Consider the following 19720-nt stretch of genomic DNA (forward strand, 5'->3'; position numbering starts at 1 on the left):
ACATACATTAAAAAAGAATAACGTTAATTCAAAAAACGTACGTACCATGGCATAGCTCTTTCGACGCCCTCAACAATGTCAAAGCGAGGCTCATACTGAAGGTGTTTTTTTATTTTGCTGATATCAGCTTGTGAATGGCGAACGTCTCCAGCTCGGAAATCCCGATACACCGGAGCCTTATCATAGTTAATCCCATTTTTTGCCAATGCGTCACGCAAAGACGTAAACAGCATATTTAGGTCTGTTCGACCGCTGACCGCGACGTTGTAAACCTGATTGCGCGAAGCCGAGTCCGTCGTAGTGGCAGCCAGTAGGTTCGCTTGGATAGTATTTTCGATAAAACAAAAGTCCCGACTGGTTTGACCGTCACCATTGATAAAAACGTCATCTTTTTTAATCATGGAAGCCGCCCATTTGGGTATCACTGCCGCATATGCACCTTCAGGGTCCTGGCGCTTACCGAACACATTAAAATACCGAAGGCCAATAGTATCAAACCCATAACACTTGGCAAAAACGTCAGCGTACAGTTCGTTAACGTATTTGGTCACTGCGTAAGGAGACAGTGGTTTGCCAATGATGTCCTCTACCTTAGGCAGCCCTGGATGATCTCCATATGTTGAGCTACTTGCGGCGTATGTGAAGCTTTTTACTTTTGCATCCCGTGCTGCCACTAGCATATTTAGGAAACCATCAATATTCGTATTGTTGGTAGTAATCGGATCATTAAGAGAACGTGGTACCGATCCCAACGCTGCCTGATGTAAAACGTAGTCAACGCTATCGCAAGCCTTATGGCAATCTTCCAGTACTTTGATATCCCCTTGAACAAAAGAAAAGTTAGCCCACTGATCAGAGGAAACGGCACTTTTTACTTCATCCAAATTCCGCTGATGACCTGTTGCAAAGTTATCTAATCCAACGACCCGCTGATTCAAACCAAGAAGCACTTCCAGCAAATTAGAACCGATAAAACCTGCTACCCCGGTGATTAGCCAAGTTTTCGGAGATACCTGAAGCGAATCTAACAGTTGTTCATAGCGAGTCATAGTTATATACTCAAGATTAATAGTGAGTTAGCAAATAGAGACATTAGTCTTAAAGACGGATATCCGACTCTTCCGTGCTCAGCAAATACTTCAGATCGTAAAGTACATGCTTAGACTTGCCATAACTCCGAATCGACTCGGCACCTAGCTCGCGGAACTGTGTATGCGCCACAGCCAGCACGATGGCATCATACTTTTCTGCTTCGAGTTCGTAGACCGGCGTTATCCCATACTCGTGCTCAGCTTCACTGGCGTTAACCCATGGATCGTAGACATCGACTTCAATGTTGTATTCTGAAAGTTCTTTGACGATGTCAACGATGCGGGTATTGCGTAGATCCGGGCAGTTCTCCTTGAATGTCAGCCCCATGATCAATACGCGAGCGCCATCGACATGAATTCGCTCCTTGAGCATCGCCTTGACCAACTGAGAGACAACGTAGGCGCCCATACCGTCATTAAGGCGACGTCCTGCCAATATAATCTCAGGATGGTAGCCAATGGATTGGGCTTTATGCGTCAAATAGTAGGGATCGACACCGATACAATGCCCGCCTACCAGACCCGGCCGGAAAGGTAAAAAGTTCCATTTTGTACCCGCTGCCTTAAGGACAGCCTCAGTATCAATACCCATCTTATTAAAGATGATGGCCAGCTCATTGATAAGCGCAATGTTCAAATCACGCTGAGTATTCTCGATAACCTTAGCGGCTTCTGCAACTTTGATACTGCTAGCTTTATGGGTGCCCGCGACGATAATTTGATTATACAGCGCGTCCACCAAGTCAGCGATTTCCGGCGTCGAGCCAGACGTCACCTTCTTGATCGTGGTGACACGATGCTCTTTATCACCAGGATTGATTCGCTCCGGGCTGTATCCAGCATAAAAGTCAACGTTGAATGTCAGCCCTGAGACCTTTTCAAGTACAGGAACACAATCTTCCTCAGTTGCGCCAGGGTAGACAGTCGATTCGTAAATAACCAAATCACCCTTCTTCAACACCTTGCCAATGCTTTCAGATGCTTTTATCAGCGGCGTCAAATCTGGCTGATTGTACTCATCAATCGGGGTCGGAACTGTGACAACAAAAGTGTTGCAAGCAGCCAGCTCAGCCAAGTCGCAGCTGTAGCTCAAATAGCTGGCCTGCTTGAGCTCTTCGTCGCTGACTTCGAGGGTTGAATCATGCCCCGCTTTCAACGCTTGGATGCGCGGCTGGTTAATGTCAAATCCAACCACCGATCGCTGTTTGCCGAACTCTACTGCTAAGGGGAGGCCAACATAACCAAGGCCGATGATGGCGAGCTTAATATCTTCCAGTTTCTGCATAATTAAAAACCTAAATGATCAAAATCCAAAATACTTACTGAAACAATTCCAGTACGAAGTTCTTCAAGCTCAAAACCCACTCAGTGAGATCGATCTGTTTCCAGATACCGTTGCCCTATACGCTTCCAACGCACCCTCGCTCATACTTCTTTTGAGGGTTCTCATTAAATTACATTATTCATTACATTACGTACGAAGCTTATTGCTCTTACCAATGCCTGCCCGAACCTGCCCCTGCTGACAAACAGAATCAACACTAACGTAACGCGCTCGGAACGGAACGCCATCGCTAGCGCAGGCTTCACGTACCCACTGCAGCAAAAAAAGCACAGGACCTTGCTTGCATGGCTTTGTGCTACAAATCGTTGGATGCCTTTCAAATAAAACGGTTCCATGAAATTTGACAATCATACTACGGGATGTAAATACAAATAAGTGGTTAGTTACACTTGGCCAGCGTGATGGATCACTGTTCACAGAATCTTTCTGCTCAGGATAGAATCACCCCGGGTATTTTTCAGGCATGACCCAAAAGTAATTTGACATAGGTACATATTCCTACTTCAAAGGAGGGAAACGGGAATGAATAGCACCCACACCGCGCGTGGTATGCATGCCTGCTCAATGTGTGATAGAGGAGCTCATTCCTAAGGCTGTCGGACGATGCCTTCAGAAGAGGCCTTCTTTTCGATGGCGATATCTGAAGCATTAAAAGGCACGCGCTTCATGGTCAGCTGGCGTTTATTTACAACCATTGTACGAATGAGGGCAAGGAGAATACCTAGCATGCCGCCAAGAATCAGACCGACTGCCAGGATAAGCGCCTTCTTAGGTTTGATAGGCCCCAGTGGCTCCAACGCCTGCTTGTCAATAGTTACCAGCCTCAAGCGACTCATATCAATATTCAAGCTGCGTAGGCGCGCCTCTTCAGCACGAAGGGGCTCCACGTTGCTTAAAAACAGATCTTCATTTTCACGACGATTCAAAACCTCAATCTGCCGGTTAGATTGCAGCAACTGAAGCTCTTTAGCGATTTGCGCGATACGCCCCTCTGTGAAGTCATCAGATTTACGCTGAAGGAGAGCATTTTTCTCAGCCTCTAAAGCATCAACCCCCATGAAATACAACGGAATCTGCTGATTATTAATCTCGGTATGCATCGTGCTGCCACCCCCGCTGCGATCTGCATCACCGAGTGACGACGGGGTGGCGGGTTTTTTGATACCCAGCGACTTAGCGATGCCGATTGCTTCGTTCAACAATGCAAGCCTATCACGACGAATAGTCTTAAGCTGAGCCCTCAGAGCCTTTAGCTCGTCCTGCAACTGAGCACGACGAAGCACATCACCCTCGGTCAAACTGGCAATTTTTGCCTCTTTATCAATTTCATATCCCGAGCGGACGGCCTTGAGCTTGCCTTGAATTTCATTCAGCCGGTTATTGATGATGACGCTCAGGTCCGCGCTAATCTGCCGACGCTCGGTGGCAATGGCAAACTCGATGAATTCGTTGAGGATAGTCACGCCATCTATCCCTTTAGGGTAGCTCATCTCCAGCTTGATATAGGCGCTGAGGGAGTCTAATTTCTTGGGATCTGGCAAAATCAGATTGATGGAGTTGCGATTGAACTCATCAAAACTCTGCTCCAGGGTTCTCCCTGGACGCTCGAAGGCCTTAAATAAACTTTGACGGGCTCGGAAGAAGCTTAACCGCGTATCATAAGATTCAAGAGATGCTCCGACTTTGTTCAACGCCTCACCCGCTGGGAGGCCGTATACCCCAGACCGATTCAATGCATCCAGATCATTGATCGCCGCCGGACGCAAAACGCTGCTGACTTGAAATTCCGGAGTCGCCGAAAAAGCATAGATCGCAGCCAGAGCGCCAACGACTAACGTCACAGCGGCTATAAGGACTCTCTGTCGCCAGAGAGATTGAAAAAGGACCGCGAGATCAACTTCTTCGGACGAAGGTGTCGGGGGAATTCGGAAGCTACTACTCACAACAAAAACCTGCCTTCAAAGAGAAACTGCGGGCTCGTTATGCAGACCTGATGTGTATTTTTTTTCTAATTGGATGACCGCCAAAACCCAGCGTCTCTGCCAAATTTTGAGCGCACAAAATGCCTGTTATCGAGAACAGATTCCATTCTGCCATCTCTTCGACATATTACAAGTCTTGACATGTATGTAGGGCGATTCTGAATTTCCCAAGAGAACTGTCGCAACCAACGGGGATAGGTCGCTACGCAGCTCAAAGCGCTCGACATGATAAGGTTTCTGACAAACGGTCACCAACACCGCTGATCCCCATCACAACTGCCAACCAAGACTTAAACCTTAAGCCACCGCCTTACCCCGACGCCTACGCACAACCACCCCCAACACCGGCCCAATAATCATCCCCAAAATCAAAGCCACCACCACAAACACCGCCACCGGCATCTGCGCAGTACTCCAACCCAGGAACGACAGCGCCACGCCCTGCTGGTTCTCCAGCACAAACGCCAAAATCACCAAAGCCGCCAGCATTGCAATCAATACCGCAACAACGCGCTTAACCCCACGCATACCCTTCTCCTTCCCCAAAGACACTCAGACGCCTTCTTCCTCTTCTTCGTTCACCCGATCGCGCAATTCCTTGCCCGGTTTGAAGTGGGGTACGAATTTGCCATCAAGGCTGACGGATTGGCCGGTTTTTGGATTGCGGCCTACGCGGGGTGCGCGGTAGTGCAGGGAGAAGCTGCCGAAGCCGCGGATTTCAATGCGATCTCCGGTGGCGAGGCATTGGGACATTTGCTCAAGCATGGTCTTGATAGCCAGCTCCACATCCTTGGATGAGAGCAGCCCTTGATGGGTGACAATTCGTTCGATCAACTCCGACTTCGTCATATTTTTCCCTTCTTTTTCAAGCAGCTAGGAAAAGCGCTCCGAAGGTTTTAGCATGAGTTGATGAATTTGAACAGCCCATGTATCAACTTATCTGGGGTTGAATAAACATGCTCAGCGAGCGGTCAACCCCTTACTTACAGATCACCAACATGGTCCGCGTCACCGCGCCAGCAGGGTTCCAGCCGAACAGGTAGTCGCCCTCTTCGTCCTCGGCATCACTGGAGCGGGTGATGACTTTGTAGCCCTGCATCTTGCACTCACGGGCGGCGCGCTTTTCGCACTTCTCCCATTTGTTGCCCAGGCCAGAGCAGTCGACCTCTATACCGCTGACGCCACGCTTGGCGTGGGTCTTGGCGCTGGTGGAGGAGCAGCCTGCAAGCACTAGCAAGGCGAGTATTACGATAATTCTGTTCATTCAAACCCTTATTGAGTCAGCAACGCGAAATAGCCGTTTTTAAAACTATAGTCAGTTCTGACATTGGGCTGAATGCCTTGGTTCGGTGCAGTTGCTTCATCAAATTTCAGGCACAAAAAAGGGCGACCGAAGTCGCCCTTTTTCTACAGCTTTACAGAACTTAGTTCTGCTTAGCCATTGCCTGGCGCAGCAGTGCCGCCATGGTGGTGTCAGCAGCAGCTTCCGGAGCAGCTTCTTTCAAGCTCTGGATAGCTTCTTTCTCTTCCACTTCGTCTTTCGACTTGATGGAGAGCTGAATCACGCGGCTCTTGCGGTCAACGCTGATGATCTTGGCTTCTACTTCCTGGCCTTCTTTCAGAACGTTGCGCGCGTCTTCAACGCGGTCACGGCTGATTTCGGAGGCTTTCAGAGTCGCTTCGATATCGTCGGCCAGAACGATGATGGCGCCTTTGGCGTCAACTTCTTTCACAGTGCCTTTAACGATGGCGCCTTTGTCGTTCTCTTGAACGTACTCGGAGAACGGATCGCTTTCCAGTTGCTTGATGCCCAGGGAGATGCGCTCGCGCTCTGGGTCAACCGACAGGATAACGGTGTCCAGCTCGTCGCCCTTCTTGAAACGACGAACAGCTTCTTCGCCAACTTCGTTCCAGGAGATGTCGGACAGGTGAACCAGGCCGTCGATGCCGCCGTCCAGACCAATGAAGATACCGAAATCGGTGATCGACTTGATGGTGCCGGAGATTTTATCGCCCTTGTTGAACTGGCCAGAGAAATCTTCCCATGGGTTAGATTTGCACTGCTTGATGCCCAGGGAGATACGACGACGCTCTTCGTCGATGTCCAGAACCATAACTTCCACTTCGTCGCCGACTTGTACGACTTTCGAAGGGTGGATGTTCTTGTTGGTCCAGTCCATTTCGGAAACGTGTACCAGGCCTTCCACGCCTTCTTCCAGCTCTGCGAAGCAGCCGTAGTCGGTCAGGTTGGTAACACGCGCGGTGACGCGAGTGCTTTCTGGGTAACGAGCTTTGATAGCAACCCATGGATCTTCGCCCAGCTGCTTCAAGCCCAGGGAAACGCGGTTACGCTCACGATCGTACTTCAGAACCTTGACATCGATCTCGTCGCCAACGTTGACGATTTCGGAAGGATGCTTGATACGCTTCCAAGCCATGTCGGTAATGTGCAGCAGGCCATCGACGCCACCCAGATCGACGAATGCGCCGTAATCGGTGAGGTTCTTGACGATACCTTTGACTTGTTGGCCTTCCTGCAGGGATTCCAGCAGAGCTTCACGCTCGGCGGAGTTCTCTGCTTCCAGCACGCTGCGACGGGAAACGACAACGTTGTTGCGCTTCTGGTCGAGCTTGATGACTTTGAATTCGAGTTCTTTGCCTTCCAGGTGCGTGGTGTCGCGCACTGGACGAACGTCGACCAAAGAACCTGGCAGGAACGCACGGATGCCGTTAACGTCGACAGTGAAGCCGCCTTTAACCTTACCGTTGATAACGCCCTTGACCACTTCTTCAGCTGCGAAGGCTGCTTCGAGAACAATCCAGCATTCAGCGCGCTTGGCTTTTTCACGGGACAGCTTGGTTTCACCGAAACCGTCTTCAACCGAGTCCAGAGCAACGTGAACTTCGTCACCGACATTGATAGTCAGGTCACCAGCATCGTTGTAGAACTGTTCCAGCGGGATCAGAGCTTCAGACTTCAGACCAGCGTGAACGGTTACCCAGCGAGCTTGGTAATCGATATCAACGATAACACCGGTGATGATGGAGCCTGCCTGAAGGTTCAGGGTTTTTAGGCTTTCTTCAAAGAGTTCCGCAAAGCTTTCGCTCATTTTAATTCCTGTTGATAAGGGCGAAGAATACGCCCATCTCCACACCCCAGACGGTGTGGGTCAGTTTCAGTTAAAAGAAGCCACCGCAGGACTATGACTGGTCCCCTGCGGCCTTCTTGATCACCCGGCGATATCGCGAATGGCGATTTCACTCATGATGCGTTCCAGCACCTGCTCGATGGACAGCTCCGTGGAATCCAGCTGTATAGCGTCAGCCGCCGGCTTGAGCGGGGCTACCGCACGCTGAGTATCACGCTCATCGCGTGCACGGATCTCATCTAGCAGACTCGACAGACTAACACCATCGACTTTGCCCTTCAACTGCAAGTAACGGCGGCGTGCCCGCTCCTCGGCGCTGGCGGTCAGGAAAATCTTCAGCGGTGCCTCGGGAAACACCACCGTGCCCATGTCGCGGCCATCGGCCACCAGGCCCGGCGCTTCCTGGAATGCGCGCTGGCGCTGCAGCAGCGCCTCGCGTACGGCAGGCAGCGCGGCCACTTGGGAGGCACCCGCGCCGATACTCTCGGTGCGAATCACATCGCTGACTTCATCACCTTCCAGAATAATGCGCTGCAACTGACCCTCGGTCGCCGCAATGAACTGCACATCCAGATGGGCGGCAAGTTTGGTCAGCAATTCTTCGTTGGTCAGGTCCACACCATGGTTGTGCGCAGCGAACGCCAGCAGGCGGTACAGCGCGCCAGAATCCAGCAGGCACCAACCCAGGCGCTTGGCCAGAATGCCAGCGATTGTGCCTTTGCCCGAGCCGCTTGGCCCGTCGATGGTAATCACCGGTGCTTTGATATTCACAATTGAGCCTCTTGGGCAACACGGATGCCGACTTGGGCACACAGTGTCAGAAAGTTCGGAAAAGACGTAGCAACATTGGCGCAGTCAAGGATACGAATAGGCGCCGTCGCCCGCAGGGAAGCCACACTGAACGCCATGGCAATCCGATGATCGCCATGGGCATGCACTTCACCGCCGCCCATCGGGCCACCGTCAATGATAATCCCATCAGGCGTGGGTTCACACTTCACGCCCAGGGCCAACAGACCGTCGGCCATGACCTGGATGCGATCGGACTCCTTGAGGCGCAGCTCCTCGGCCCCGCGTAAAACAGTACGGCCCTGAGCGCAAGCTGCAGCAATAAACAGCACGGGGAACTCATCAATCGCCAACGGCACCAGGGCCGCTGGAATCTCGATGCCCTTGAGCGCGGCGGCACGCACACGTAAATCCGCAACCGGCTCGCCGCCCACCTCGCGCTGATTTTCGAGGGTGATATCAGCCCCCATTAGCCGCAGGATGTCGATTACCCCGGTGCGGGTCGGGTTGATACCGACATGCTCCAGCAGCAGCTCGGATCCCTCGGCAATCGAGGCCGCCACCAGGAAAAACGCCGAAGACGAAATGTCCCCCGGCACTTCAATACGCGTAGCGGTCAACCCATGCCCTGACGCCAACGATGCCGTCGCGCCCTGCACCGCCACCGGGTAGCCAAAGCCGCGCAGCATGCGCTCGGTGTGGTCGCGGGTCGGTGCGGGCTCGGTCACCGAGGTTTTACCCTCAGCGTACAACCCCGCCAACAACAGGCAGGATTTCACCTGGGCACTGGCCATGGGCAATACATAGTTCAAGCCTTTGAGCGATCGCCCGCCACGAATGCTCAGTGGCGGACGCCCGTCCGGCCCGGTTTCGATGATTGCGCCCATTTCCCGCAGCGGCTTGGCTACGCGGTTCATCGGGCGCTTGGACAGCGAGGCATCGCCGGTCAGCACGCTGTCGAAGCGCTGCGCCGCCAACACACCGGCCAACAGGCGCATCGACGTGCCGGAATTGCCTACATAGATCGGCCCCGGCGCAGCCTTCAGGCCCTGCAGGCCGACGCCATGAATGGTCACGCGCCCATGGTGCGGCCCCTCGATCACCACACCCATGTCGCGAAAGGCCTGCAAGGTCGCCAGGGCGTCTTCACCCTCAAGGAAGCCTTCCACCTCGGTCACACCCTCGGCCAACGAACCCAACATGATCGAACGGTGAGAGATCGACTTGTCACCCGGCACGCGGATGCGCCCGCTCAAGCGGCCACCCGGGCTGGCGATGAAGGTCAGGTCATCGGTGTTCACTGCGGTTTCCATATAGGCCCGGCGCGCAAGGATCTTGCTGAAATGTTCACGCGCCACCCGTGCCCGGGTGAACACGCCCAGCAGTTGATGGCCGTCTCCCGCATCCACCGCGTCGCGCAAGGCGTCGAGGTCACTGCGGAAGGTGTCCAGGGTGCGCAACACCGCTTCGCGATTGGCGAGGAAGATGTCATGCCACATCACCGGATCGCTGCCGGCAATCCGCGTGAAATCGCGGAAGCCGCCGGCCGCGTAACGGAATATCTCGAGGTTCTCGTTGCGCTTGGCCAAAGAATCCACCAAGCCAAATGCCAGCAAATGCGGCAAGTGACTGGTCGCCGCCAACACTTCGTCGTGACGCTCGACCTGCATATGCTCCACATCCGCGCCCAGCTCGCGCCAGAGACGATCCACCACTGCCAACGCTGTTGGGTCGGTTTGCGCCAGCGGCGTCAGGATGACCTTATGCCGACGGAACAGCTGCGCATTGGACGCCTCCACCCCGCTCTGCTCGGAGCCAGCAATGGGATGGCCCGGCACAAAGCGCGGCGGCATGCCACCAAACGCCCGTTGTGCAGCGCGCACCACGTTGCCTTTGGCGCTGCCCACATCGGTAAGAATTGCTTGCCCCAGGTCCATACCTGCCAGTACCGCCAGCAATTTCTCCATGGCCAGGATCGGCACGGCGAGCTGGATCACATCCGCGCCCTGGCACGCAACGGCCAGGTCCGCCTCACAGCGGTCCACCACCCCCAACTCCACCGCCAACGCGCGCGATTGCGGGTCGAGGTCCACGCCCACCACTTCGCCACACAGGCCGCTTTCACGCAGGCCTTTGGCGAAGGAGCCACCGATCAACCCCAGGCCGACCACCACCAGGCGACCGATCATAGGCACAGCAGGTTGCAATGCAGTGACATCAACCACGGGCCAGAACCTTGGCCAGCGCCTCAAGGAAGCGGCTGTTCTCAGCCGGCAAACCGATGGTGATACGCAGGTGGTTCGGCATGCCGTAGTTGGCCACCGGGCGCACAATCACGCCCTCGCGCAGCAAACCCTGGAACACCGGCGCGGCCACTTGGCCGAGGTCGACGCAGATGAAGTTGCCCTTGGACGGAATCCAGCCCAGGCCCAGCTCACGAAAGCCTTCCTGCAACTGCAGCATGCCGCTTTCGTTGAGGCGACGGCCTTCTTCCAGGTATTCGGCATCCTTCACCGCCGCACAGGCGGCCGCCAGGGCCAGGCTGTTGACGTTGAACGGCTGACGCACGCGGTTCAGCACATCGGCGACCACGGGCGTGGACAAGCCATAACCGACCCGCAGCGACGCCAGGCCGTAAGCCTTGGAGAACGTACGCGACACCAGCAGGTTCGGGTAGGCCGCGAGGAAATCCAGGCCGTCTGGCAAGTCGCTGCCTTCGGCGTACTCGATGTAGGCTTCGTCCAGCACGACCAACACGTGCTCCGGCACATCCTGCAGGAATTCGTTCAGTGCCTGCTCGTCAAACCAGGTGCCGGTCGGGTTGTTCGGGTTGGCGATAAACACCACGCGGGTGTGCTCATCAATGGCCGCCAGCATCGCCGGCAGATCATGGCCCCAGTCCTTGGCAGGAATCACGCGAGCATCCGCCCCCACCGCCTGGGTCACGATCGGGTAGACCGCAAACGCGTGCTCGCTGAACACCGCGTTCAAACCTGGCGCCAGGTAGGCACGGCCGACCAGTTCAAGGATGTCGTTGGAGCCGTTGCCCAAGGTCACTTGGTTCAACTCGACCCGGCACTTGTCCGCCAGCAGCGACTTGAGCGCAAAACCGTTGCCGTCGGGGTAACGGGTCAGCTCGGCCAGCTCTTCACGAATCGCCGCCAACACTTTGGGGCTCGGCCCCAGCGGGTTTTCGTTACTCGCCAGTTTGACGATCTTGGACGGGTCCAGATTCAACTCACGGGCCAACTCGTCCACAGGCTTGCCTGGAACGTAAGGCGAGAGTTGTTGCACGCCCGGCTGCGCCAGGGCGAGGAAGTTGCCACTCATGTCAAAGCCTCACAAAACCGCTTTCGGGTAAGAGCCCAGCACCTTGAGTGCCACGGCTTCCTGACTGATCTTCTCCAGCACGCCCTTGACCAGCGGGTCGCGGTGATGGCCGATGAAGTCGATAAAGAACACGTAGGTCCACTTACCGCTGCGCGAAGGGCGAGTCTCGATGCGCGTCAGGTCAATCCCGTTATCGTGGAACGGCACCAGCAGCTCATGCAGCGCGCCGGGCTTGTTGCTCATGGAGACGATGATCGAGGTCTTGTCGTCGCCAGTGGGCGGCACTTCCTGGCTGCCGATCATCAAAAAGCGCGTGGAGTTGTCCGGGCGGTCTTCGATTTTCTCGGCCAGGCGCGTCAGGCCGTACAGGCCCGCGGCCATATCGCCGGCAATCGCCGCCGAATTCCACTCACCCTTGACCCGCTTGGCCGCCTCAGCATTGCTGGACACCGCCACGCGCTCGACATTCGGGTAATGGGCGTCCAGCCACTTGCGGCACTGGGCCAGGGACTGGGCGTGGGAATAGATACGGCTGATGCTGTCGGTCTTGGTGTTTTCACCCACCAGCAGGTGGTGGTGGATACGCAGTTCCACCTCACCGCAGATCACCATGTCGTGTTCGAGGAAGCTGTCCAGGGTGTGGTTGACCGCGCCTTCGGTGGAGTTTTCCACCGGCACCACGCCAAAATTCACCGCACCGGCCGCGACTTCACGGAAGACTTCGTCGATGGCCGCCATCGGCTTACTGATCACCGCGTGGCCGAAGTGCTTCATGGCCGCCGCCTGGGTGAAGGTGCCTTCAGGGCCGAGGTAGGCCACTTTCAGCGGCTGCTCCAGCGCCAGGCACGAAGACATGATTTCACGGAACAACCGCGCCATCTCTTCGTTGCCCAACGGCCCCTTGTTGCGCTCCATCACACGCTTGAGCACCTGCGCTTCACGCTCGGGGCGGTAGAACACCGGCACTTCGCCTTCCGCGAGGGAGGCCATCTTTACCCGTGCCACTTCCTGGGCGCAGCGCGCACGCTCACTGATCAGCTCCAGGACTTTCTCGTCCAGGCTGTCAATGCGCACGCGCAGGGCCTTCAGTTCTTGCTCAGACATTAGCCGTGTTCCTTCTCGAACTCTGCCATGTAGGCAACCAGCGCATTGACGGCGTGGATGTCGACGGCGTTATAAATGGAGGCGCGCATGCCGCCCACCGAGCGGTGGCCCTTGAGGTTCAGCAGGCCGCGCGCGTCGGCGCCAGCCAGGAACGGCTTGTCGAGGCGGTCGTCAGCCAGGCGGAACGGCACGTTCATCCACGAGCGGTCAGTGAGGTTGATCGGGTTACTGTACAGGCCGCTGGCGTCGATAAAGTCGTACAGGACACGCTTCTTCTCTTCGTTGAGCTTGCCCATGGCCGCGACACCGCCCTGCTCCTTGAGCCATTCGAACACCAGGCCCGACAGGTACCAGGCAAACGCCGGCGGGGTGTTGTACATCGAGCCGTTATCGGCCGCGACCTTGTAGTTGAGCATGGTCGGGCACAGCGAACGGGCACGGCCCAGCAGGTCTTCGCGGATGATATTGACCAGGATGCCGCTCGGGCCGATGTTCTTCTGCGCGCCGGCGTAGATCATGCCGTACTTGGACACGTCGGTCGGGCGCGAGAGGATGTCCGAAGACATGTCGCACACCAGTGGCACGTCACCGACTTCAGGCACCCAATCAAATTCCAAGCCACCGATGGTTTCGTTCGCGACGTAGTGAACGTAGGCCGCGTCCTTGGACAGCTTCCACTCGTTCTGACCGGGAATGGCGAAGTAATCGTAGGGTTTGGCGGTGCCTGCCACGTTGACATGGCCGTAGCGCGAGGCTTCTTCGATAGCCTTCTGCCCCCAGATACCGGTGTCGATATAGTCGGCAGTGCCGCCTTCGGGCAGCAGGTTCAGCGGCAACTGGGCGAACTGTTGGCTCGCGCCGCCTTGCAGGAACAGCACTTTGTAATTGGATGGGATGTCCAGCAAGTCGCGCAGGTCCTGCTCGGCCTTGTTGGCGATGGACACGAACTCATCGCTGCGATGGCTCATTTCCATCACGGAGAGGCCTTTTCCATGCCAGTCGAGGAGTTCACCCTGCGCACGCTGCAGGACTGCTTCAGGAAGCGCCGCGGGACCGGCACAGAAGTTATAGGCTCTCTTGCTCACATCCAATCTCACTCTGATCTGGTGGTAGTCAGGCAAACATATCAGCCGACACCGGACCCCATGTGGGAGCGGGCTTGCTCGCGAAATCGATCTAACAGGCGCCACCTTGGGTGAATGTCAGTCCGCCTTCGCGAGCAAGCCCGCTCCCACAAGGGATCTCCATGGTTGTCGATATTTCCATCCGGACAAACAACAAGGGGGCGAATCTTCATCCGCCCCCTGTGTGTCCGCTTATTCCTGCGGTTCTTCTTCGTCTGCGGCAGCGTCGAGGGTTGGCTCGTCAACGTTGTCATCGCCGGCTGCGATCACCTCGCCTTCAAATTCCTCACCTTCGAGCTCTTCGCCTTCGACTTCCGAAGGCTCCTGCACACGTTCCAGGCCGACCAGTTTTTCGTCCTTGGCCAGCTTGATCAGGGTCACGCCCTGGGTGTTACGGCCCAGGCTCGACACTTCCGCCACACGGGTACGCACCAGGGTGCCCTGGTCGGAAATCAGCATGATTTCCTCGCCATCGAGCACCTGTACCGCGCCTACCAGACGGCCGTTGCGGTCGTTGCTGACCATGGCGATCACGCCCTGGCCGCCACGCTTGTACTCCGGGAACTCACTGATGGCGGTGCGCTTGCCATAACCACGCTCGGAAGCGGTGAGGATCTGGCTGCCTTCTTCCGGGATCAGCATCGAAATCAGCTTCTGCCCTTCTGGCAGGCGCATGCCGCGTACACCGCGGGCGGTACGGCCCATGGCACGCACGTCGGATTCCTTGAAGCGTGTGACCTTGCCGCCATCGGAGAACAGCATGACTTCGCGCTCGCCATCGGTGATGGCTGCGGAAATCAGCACGTCGCCTTCATCCAGCTCCAGGGCGATCAGGCCCACGCTGCGCTGACGGCTGAAGGATTCCAGCGGGGTCTTCTTCACGGTGCCTTTGGCGGTGGCCATGAAGATGAAGTGACCTTCGGTGTATTCCTCGACCGGCAGCATGGTGGTGATGTACTCATCACTGTCCAGCGGCAGCAGGTTGACCAACGGACGACCACGGGCAGCGCGGGAGGCCTCCGGGATTTCGTAGGTCTTGAGCCAGTACACCTTGCCCTTGCTGGAGAACAGCAGCAGCGTGGTGTGACTGTTGGCGACCAGCAGGTGAGCGATGTAGTCCTCATCCTTCACGCCGGTAGCCGATTTACCTTTACCGCCACGACGCTGGGCCTGGTAAGCCGCCAGCGGTTGGGTCTTGGCATAGCCACCGTGGGAGATGGTCACCACGCGCTCTTCTTCCGGGATCATGTCACCCAGGGTCAGGTCCAGGCGCGCATCGAGGATTTCGGTGCGGCGCACGTCGCCGTATTCGGCGCGGATCACTTCCAGTTCTTCGCGGATCACTTCCATCAGGCGCACGGCGCTGCTGAGGATGCGGATCAACTCGCCGATCTGATTGAGGATCTCCTGGTACTCGGCCAGCAGCTTCTCGTGCTCAAGGCCGGTGAGGCGGTGCAGACGCAGCTCCAGAATGGCCTGGGCCTGCTCTGGCGACAGGAAGTACTTGCCTTCACGCAGACCGTATTGCGGGTCCAGGGTCTCCGGGCGGCACGAGTCGGCGCCTGCGCGCTCAACCATCGCGACCACGGCGCTGGATTCCCACGGCGTGCTGATCAGCGCTTCCTTGGCTTCCGACGGGGTTGGCGAGGCCTTGATCAGGGCGATCACCGGGTCGATGTTCGACAACGCAACCGCCTGGCCTTCCAGGATATGGCCGCGCTCGCGGGCCTTGCGCAGTTCGAACACGGTGCGGCGGGTCACCACTTCGCGGCGGTGACGCACGAAGGCTTCCAGCAGGTCCTTGAGGTTCAGGATGCGCGGGCGGCCGTCGATCAGGGCAACCACGTTGATACCAAACACGCTTTGCAGCTGGGTCTGGGCGTAGAGGTTGTTGAGGATCACCTCTGGCACTTCACCACGGCGCAGCTCGATTACTACGCGCATACCGTCTTTGTCGGACTCGTCGCGCAGCTCGGTGATGCCTTCCAGCTTCTTCTCTTTAACCAGCTCGGCGATCTTCTCGATCAAGCGTGCCTTGTTCAGCTGGTACGGGAGTTCGGTGATGACGATCTGCTGGCGGCCACCGACCTTGTCGATGTCTTCGATCATCGAGCGGGCACGCATGTAAATACGCCCGCGACCGGTACGGTAGGCTTCGATGATGCCGGCGCGACCGTTGATGATCGCGGCGGTCGGGAAGTCCGGGCCGGGGATGTATTGCATCAGCTCATCGACGGTCAGCTCAGGGTTGTCGATAAGGGCCAGGCAACCGTCGATGACTTCACCGAGGTTGTGCGGCGGGATGTTGGTGGCCATGCCCACGGCGATACCGCTGGAACCGTTGACCAGCAGGTTGGGGATCTTGGTGGGCATGACAGCCGGGATCATTTCGGTGCCGTCGTAGTTCGGCACCCAGTCCACGGTTTCTTTGTGCAGGTCAGCCAGCAGCTCGTGCGCCAGCTTGGTCATGCGCACTTCGGTGTATCGCATGGCCGCGGCGTTGTCGCCGTCCACCGAACCGAAGTTGCCCTGGCCGTCTACCAGCAGGTAGCGCAGGGAAAACGGCTGCGCCATCCGAACGATGGTGTCGTACACCGCAGTGTCGCCGTGAGGGTGATACTTACCGATCACGTCACCGACAACACGGGCAGATTTCTTGTACGGCTTGTTCCAGTCGTTACCCAGCTCGCTCATCGCGAACAGCACACGCCGGTGCACGGGCTTCAAGCCATCGCGCGCATCAGGCAGTGCCCGACCGACAATTACGCTCATCGCGTAGTCGAGGTAGGACTGTTTCAGCTCGTCTTCGATATTGACCGGGAGGATTTCTTTGGCCAGTTCGCCCATGAGAAGCCTGATTCCTTTTTCGGGTGAAACCTCGTCACATCCATTCGGGACGAACGAAGCTCGCCGCTGCCGGCACGGTGCCTGACAACGACTTACGACAAATCAACGAGTTATGACACGGATCTGCACGTTATAGGCCACCCCTCGGGGCAGCCCTGGAAACCGCCGGATGTTATCACAATCGCCGCCACGCACCTATCCCCCTGATGCGCATGGAGGCTAGTAATTTGACGGATGACAGGCTTGAAGGGGACGAGAGGGGCTCAGAGGCGCGGTGGTGCTTTTTTTTGAGGGTGGAATGCAGGAGTTTTGTTGACTTCAAGGGCCAATCGCAGGCAAGCCAGCTCCCACCTTTGATTTGTGAACACCGTTAAATGTGGGAGCTGGCTTGCCTGCGATAGCGCCCCCACAGGCGCCCACACACTCAATGCAGGCGCTTACGGCACATCAACTTGGCCAACTTGGCCACATCCGGCCGCTCCACCACGCCCTTTTCAGTCACGATGACATCAATCAGATCCGCAGGCGTCACATCAAACACAGGGTTAAACGCCGCGACATCCAACCGCTGCCCATCAACCTCCAGCAACTCGCCACTATCGCGCTGCTCCAGCGCAACATCATCGCCAGTAGCCATCATCAAATCCAGGGTCGAACTCGACGCCACCACCATAAAGCGCACGCCATGGTGCATGGCACACACGGCCAGCTGATAAGTGCCGATCTTGCTGATCACATCGCCATTGGCCGCGATACAGTCAGCACCGACCACCACCCAGGTCACGCCTTTGGTCTTGAGGATATGCGCCCCGGCGGAGTCGGCATTCACCGCCACCGGGATGCCCTGGCCCGCCAACTCCCAAGCCGTCAGGCGCGAGCCTTGCAGCCATGGGCGGGTTTCATTGACATAGACCTGCTCGACCAAGCCCTCCAGATACGCTGCATGAATCACCCCGAGGGCTGTGCCAACGCCGCCGGAGGCCAACGCGCCGGCGTTGCCATGGGTGAGGATCGCCTGGGCGTTGCCCTGGTGCTTGCGAATCCGCTCCATACCCAACTGGGCCATGACCACATTGGCCTCCCGGTCGCTTTCATGGATCGCCACGGCTTCGGCTTCCAGCACCACCAGCGGGTCGGCGTGCTGCTTGAGGCGGTCGAGGCGGTCGCGCATGCGCTGCAAGGCCCAGAACAAGTTCGATGCGGTCGGTCGAGTATGGGCCAGCAAGGCGTAGTCTTCTTCCCACGCGGCCTGCCAGTCACCGCCCTCGGCGATGCGCTCGCGGGCGGCGAGCACCAAGCCATAGGCGGCGCAGATGCCGATAGCCGGCGCGCCCCGCACCACCATGGTGCGAATGGCGTCGGCCACTGCTTCAACAGTAACGCAGGCTACCCAGCTCTCACGGGACGGCAAAACACGCTGATCGAGCAGGTGCAGCGCGCCATCACGCCATTGGATGGCCTTCACTTTCTCTGCAGCCAACAGTCGGTCGCGCATCCCTTACCCCGCACTCATGAACAAAAGCCGCCGATTATAGCGATCCGCCAGCCAGGACGCTCGGGTATACTTCGCCCTTCTTTTATAGCTGCCTGGGAAGAAGCCTGCGATGACCTCCACTGCCGCCCCGCTCGACTTGTTGCTGCTGCCGACCTGGCTGGTACCCGTCGAGCCCGCTGGCGTGGTGCTCAAGGAGCATGGCCTGGGTATCCGCGATGGCTGCATTGCCTTTATCGGGCCACGGGACGCGGCGTTGAAGCTGGCGGCGCGCGAGGTGCGCGAACTGCCCGGCATGCTGCTCAGCCCCGGCCTGGTCAACGCCCACGGCCATGCCGCCATGACCCTGTTCCGCGGCCTGGCCGACGATTTGCCGCTGATGACCTGGCTGGAAAAACACATCTGGCCCGCCGAAGCCAAGTGGGTCGACGAAGCGTTCGTGCGCGACGGCACCAACCTGGCCATTGCCGAGCAGATCAAGGGCGGCATCACCTGCTTCTCGGACATGTACTTCTACCCCAAGGTCGCCAGTGACTGCGTGCACAACAGCGGTATGCGTGCGCAGATCGCGCTGCCGATCCTCGACTTCCCGATCCCCGGCGCCAGCAGTGCCGACGAGGCGATTCGCCAGGGTATCGAGCTGTTCGGCGACCTCAAACACCACCCGCGCATCAAGATCAGCTTCGGCCCCCACGCGCCGTACACCGTATGTGATGCCAACCTGGAAAAGATCCGGGTGATCGCCGAAGAGCTGGACGCCGTGATCCATATGCATGTTCACGAAACCGCCTTTGAAGTGCAGCAAGCCGTCGAGCAGACCGGCGAGCGTCCATTGGCGCGCCTGGCTCGCCTCGGCCTGCTGGGTCCGCGCTTTCAGGCCGTGCACATGACCCAAATCAGCGAAGACGACCTGGCTTTGCTGGTAGAAAGCAACACCAGCGTCATTCACTGCCCGGAATCGAACCTGAAACTGGCCAGCGGCTTTTGCCCAGTGGAGCGCTTGTGGCAGGCTGGCGTCAACGTGGCCATCGGCACCGACGGCGCTGCCAGCAACAATGATCTGGATTTGCTCGGCGAAACCCGCACGGCGGCGATGCTGGCCAAGGCCGTGGCCGGCTCGGCGACTGCGCTGGATGCCCACCGCGCCTTGCGCATGGCCACGCTCAACGGTGCCAGGGCAATGGGCCTGGACAGCCAGATTGGCTCATTGGAAGTCGGCAAGGCAGCCGACATCGTCGCCTTTGATCTTTCCGGGCTGGCGCAACAACCGATCCACGATCCGGTCTCACAGCTTATATATGCCACCGGGCGCGATTGCGTGAAACACCTTTGGGTCGCCGGCAAGCCATTGCTCGACGACCGGCAATTGACCCCCATGGATGAACAACAGTTGACCGCCACGGCCATTGCCTGGGGCCAACGCATCAGCGGGCACAGCGAATAACGCCGTTGCTGAACCCATGAGCT

15 protein-coding genes are annotated in these 19720 nt (G+C 57.3%); 1 reads left to right on the forward strand and 14 read right to left on the reverse strand.

What is annotated here, in order from left to right:
• Positions 1-23 precede the first annotated feature (23 nt).
• From MF6394_RS09890 to mtnA, 14 genes are all read right to left on the reverse strand, one after another.
• Positions 24-1049 carry an NAD-dependent epimerase/dehydratase family protein gene (locus MF6394_RS09890; protein WP_078466592.1) on the reverse strand — a complete coding sequence of 342 codons (1026 nt, stop codon included), beginning with the start codon at positions 1047-1049 and terminating at the stop codon, positions 24-26.
• A 49-nt stretch (positions 1050-1098) separates the two neighbouring features.
• The gene (tviB, locus tag MF6394_RS09895) at positions 1099-2376 is read right to left on the reverse strand and encodes a Vi polysaccharide biosynthesis UDP-N-acetylglucosamine C-6 dehydrogenase TviB (protein WP_078466593.1); all 1278 of its coding nucleotides are present in this window, start codon (positions 2374-2376) and stop codon (positions 1099-1101) included.
• A 647-nt stretch (positions 2377-3023) separates the two neighbouring features.
• On the reverse strand, positions 3024-4379 hold the full coding sequence (locus MF6394_RS09900; RefSeq protein WP_078466594.1) for a Wzz/FepE/Etk N-terminal domain-containing protein: 1356 nt from the start codon (positions 4377-4379) through the stop codon (positions 3024-3026).
• A gap of 336 nt (positions 4380-4715) precedes the next feature.
• Complete coding sequence (locus MF6394_RS09905; RefSeq protein WP_078466595.1) at positions 4716-4946, reverse strand: lipopolysaccharide assembly protein LapA domain-containing protein; 231 nt, start codon at positions 4944-4946, stop codon at positions 4716-4718.
• A 24-nt stretch (positions 4947-4970) separates the two neighbouring features.
• A complete protein-coding gene (ihfB, locus tag MF6394_RS09910; RefSeq protein WP_003189779.1) occupies positions 4971-5267 on the reverse strand; it encodes an integration host factor subunit beta in 297 nt (98 codons plus the stop codon).
• Between the two features lie 130 nt (positions 5268-5397).
• On the reverse strand, positions 5398-5682 hold the full coding sequence (locus MF6394_RS09915; RefSeq protein ID WP_014717621.1) for a hypothetical protein: 285 nt from the start codon (positions 5680-5682) through the stop codon (positions 5398-5400).
• Positions 5683-5842: 160 nt separating this feature from the next.
• Positions 5843-7528, reverse strand: coding sequence for a 30S ribosomal protein S1 (gene rpsA, locus MF6394_RS09920; RefSeq protein WP_003189774.1), 1686 nt, complete (start codon positions 7526-7528; stop codon positions 5843-5845).
• A gap of 120 nt (positions 7529-7648) precedes the next feature.
• Positions 7649-8338, reverse strand: a complete 690-nt coding sequence (gene cmk, locus MF6394_RS09925) for a (d)CMP kinase (RefSeq protein ID WP_003189772.1) — start codon at positions 8336-8338, stop codon at positions 7649-7651.
• Positions 8335-10545 carry a bifunctional prephenate dehydrogenase/3-phosphoshikimate 1-carboxyvinyltransferase gene (locus MF6394_RS09930; RefSeq protein WP_238597286.1) on the reverse strand — a complete coding sequence of 737 codons (2211 nt, stop codon included), beginning with the start codon at positions 10543-10545 and terminating at the stop codon, positions 8335-8337. Before MF6394_RS09930 ends, cmk begins: the two co-directional genes overlap by 4 nt.
• Positions 10546-10573: 28 nt before the next feature.
• Positions 10574-11686, reverse strand: coding sequence for a histidinol-phosphate transaminase (hisC, locus tag MF6394_RS09935; RefSeq protein WP_032892789.1), 1113 nt, complete (start codon positions 11684-11686; stop codon positions 10574-10576).
• Positions 11687-11695: 9 nt separating this feature from the next.
• On the reverse strand, positions 11696-12790 hold the full coding sequence (gene pheA / locus MF6394_RS09940; RefSeq protein ID WP_003172650.1) for a prephenate dehydratase: 1095 nt from the start codon (positions 12788-12790) through the stop codon (positions 11696-11698).
• A complete protein-coding gene (serC, locus tag MF6394_RS09945) occupies positions 12790-13875 on the reverse strand; it encodes a 3-phosphoserine/phosphohydroxythreonine transaminase (protein WP_078466597.1) in 1086 nt (361 codons plus the stop codon). The genes pheA and serC overlap by 1 nt, the downstream gene beginning before the upstream one ends.
• A 231-nt stretch (positions 13876-14106) precedes the next feature.
• Complete coding sequence (gene gyrA / locus MF6394_RS09950) at positions 14107-16761, reverse strand: DNA gyrase subunit A (protein WP_032892792.1); 2655 nt, start codon at positions 16759-16761, stop codon at positions 14107-14109.
• Between the two features lie 424 nt (positions 16762-17185).
• Entirely contained in the window at positions 17186-18256 is a 1071-nt protein-coding gene (gene mtnA, locus MF6394_RS09955) for an S-methyl-5-thioribose-1-phosphate isomerase (RefSeq protein ID WP_078466598.1), read from the reverse strand.
• Between the two features lie 109 nt (positions 18257-18365).
• Here mtnA and MF6394_RS09960 point away from each other — a divergent pair, with 109 nt between their 5' ends.
• Positions 18366-19697 (forward strand): TRZ/ATZ family hydrolase, encoded by a 1332-nt coding sequence (locus MF6394_RS09960; RefSeq protein WP_078466599.1) that lies wholly within the window; start codon positions 18366-18368, stop codon positions 19695-19697.
• The last annotated feature ends 23 nt before the right edge of the window (positions 19698-19720 follow it).

This window comes from Pseudomonas sp. MF6394 (assembly GCF_002018845.1).
Lineage (GTDB): Bacteria > Pseudomonadota > Gammaproteobacteria > Pseudomonadales > Pseudomonadaceae > Aquipseudomonas > Aquipseudomonas lactis.

What these genes read in the sequence shown, in the direction of transcription:
- MF6394_RS09890 (WP_078466592.1), bottom strand. Translation starts at nt 1,049, where the DNA reads ATGACTCGCTATGAACAACTGTTAGATTCGCTTCAGGTATCTCCGAAA.
- tviB (WP_078466593.1), bottom strand. Translation starts at nt 2,376, where the DNA reads ATGCAGAAACTGGAAGATATTAAGCTCGCCATCATCGGCCTTGGTTAT.
- MF6394_RS09905 (WP_078466595.1), bottom strand. Translation starts at nt 4,946, where the DNA reads ATGCGTGGGGTTAAGCGCGTTGTTGCGGTATTGATTGCAATGCTGGCG.
- ihfB (WP_003189779.1), bottom strand. Translation starts at nt 5,267, where the DNA reads ATGACGAAGTCGGAGTTGATCGAACGAATTGTCACCCATCAAGGGCTG.
- MF6394_RS09915 (WP_014717621.1), bottom strand. Translation starts at nt 5,682, where the DNA reads ATGAACAGAATTATCGTAATACTCGCCTTGCTAGTGCTTGCAGGCTGC.
- rpsA (WP_003189774.1), bottom strand. Translation starts at nt 7,528, where the DNA reads ATGAGCGAAAGCTTTGCGGAACTCTTTGAAGAAAGCCTAAAAACCCTG.
- MF6394_RS09930 (WP_238597286.1), bottom strand. Translation starts at nt 10,545, where the DNA reads ATGATCGGTCGCCTGGTGGTGGTCGGCCTGGGGTTGATCGGTGGCTCC.
- hisC (WP_032892789.1), bottom strand. Translation starts at nt 11,686, where the DNA reads ATGAGTGGCAACTTCCTCGCCCTGGCGCAGCCGGGCGTGCAACAACTC.
- pheA (WP_003172650.1), bottom strand. Translation starts at nt 12,790, where the DNA reads ATGTCTGAGCAAGAACTGAAGGCCCTGCGCGTGCGCATTGACAGCCTG.
- gyrA (WP_032892792.1), bottom strand. Translation starts at nt 16,761, where the DNA reads ATGGGCGAACTGGCCAAAGAAATCCTCCCGGTCAATATCGAAGACGAG.
- mtnA (WP_078466598.1), bottom strand. Translation starts at nt 18,256, where the DNA reads ATGCGCGACCGACTGTTGGCTGCAGAGAAAGTGAAGGCCATCCAATGG.
- MF6394_RS09960 (WP_078466599.1), top strand. Translation starts at nt 18,366, where the DNA reads ATGACCTCCACTGCCGCCCCGCTCGACTTGTTGCTGCTGCCGACCTGG.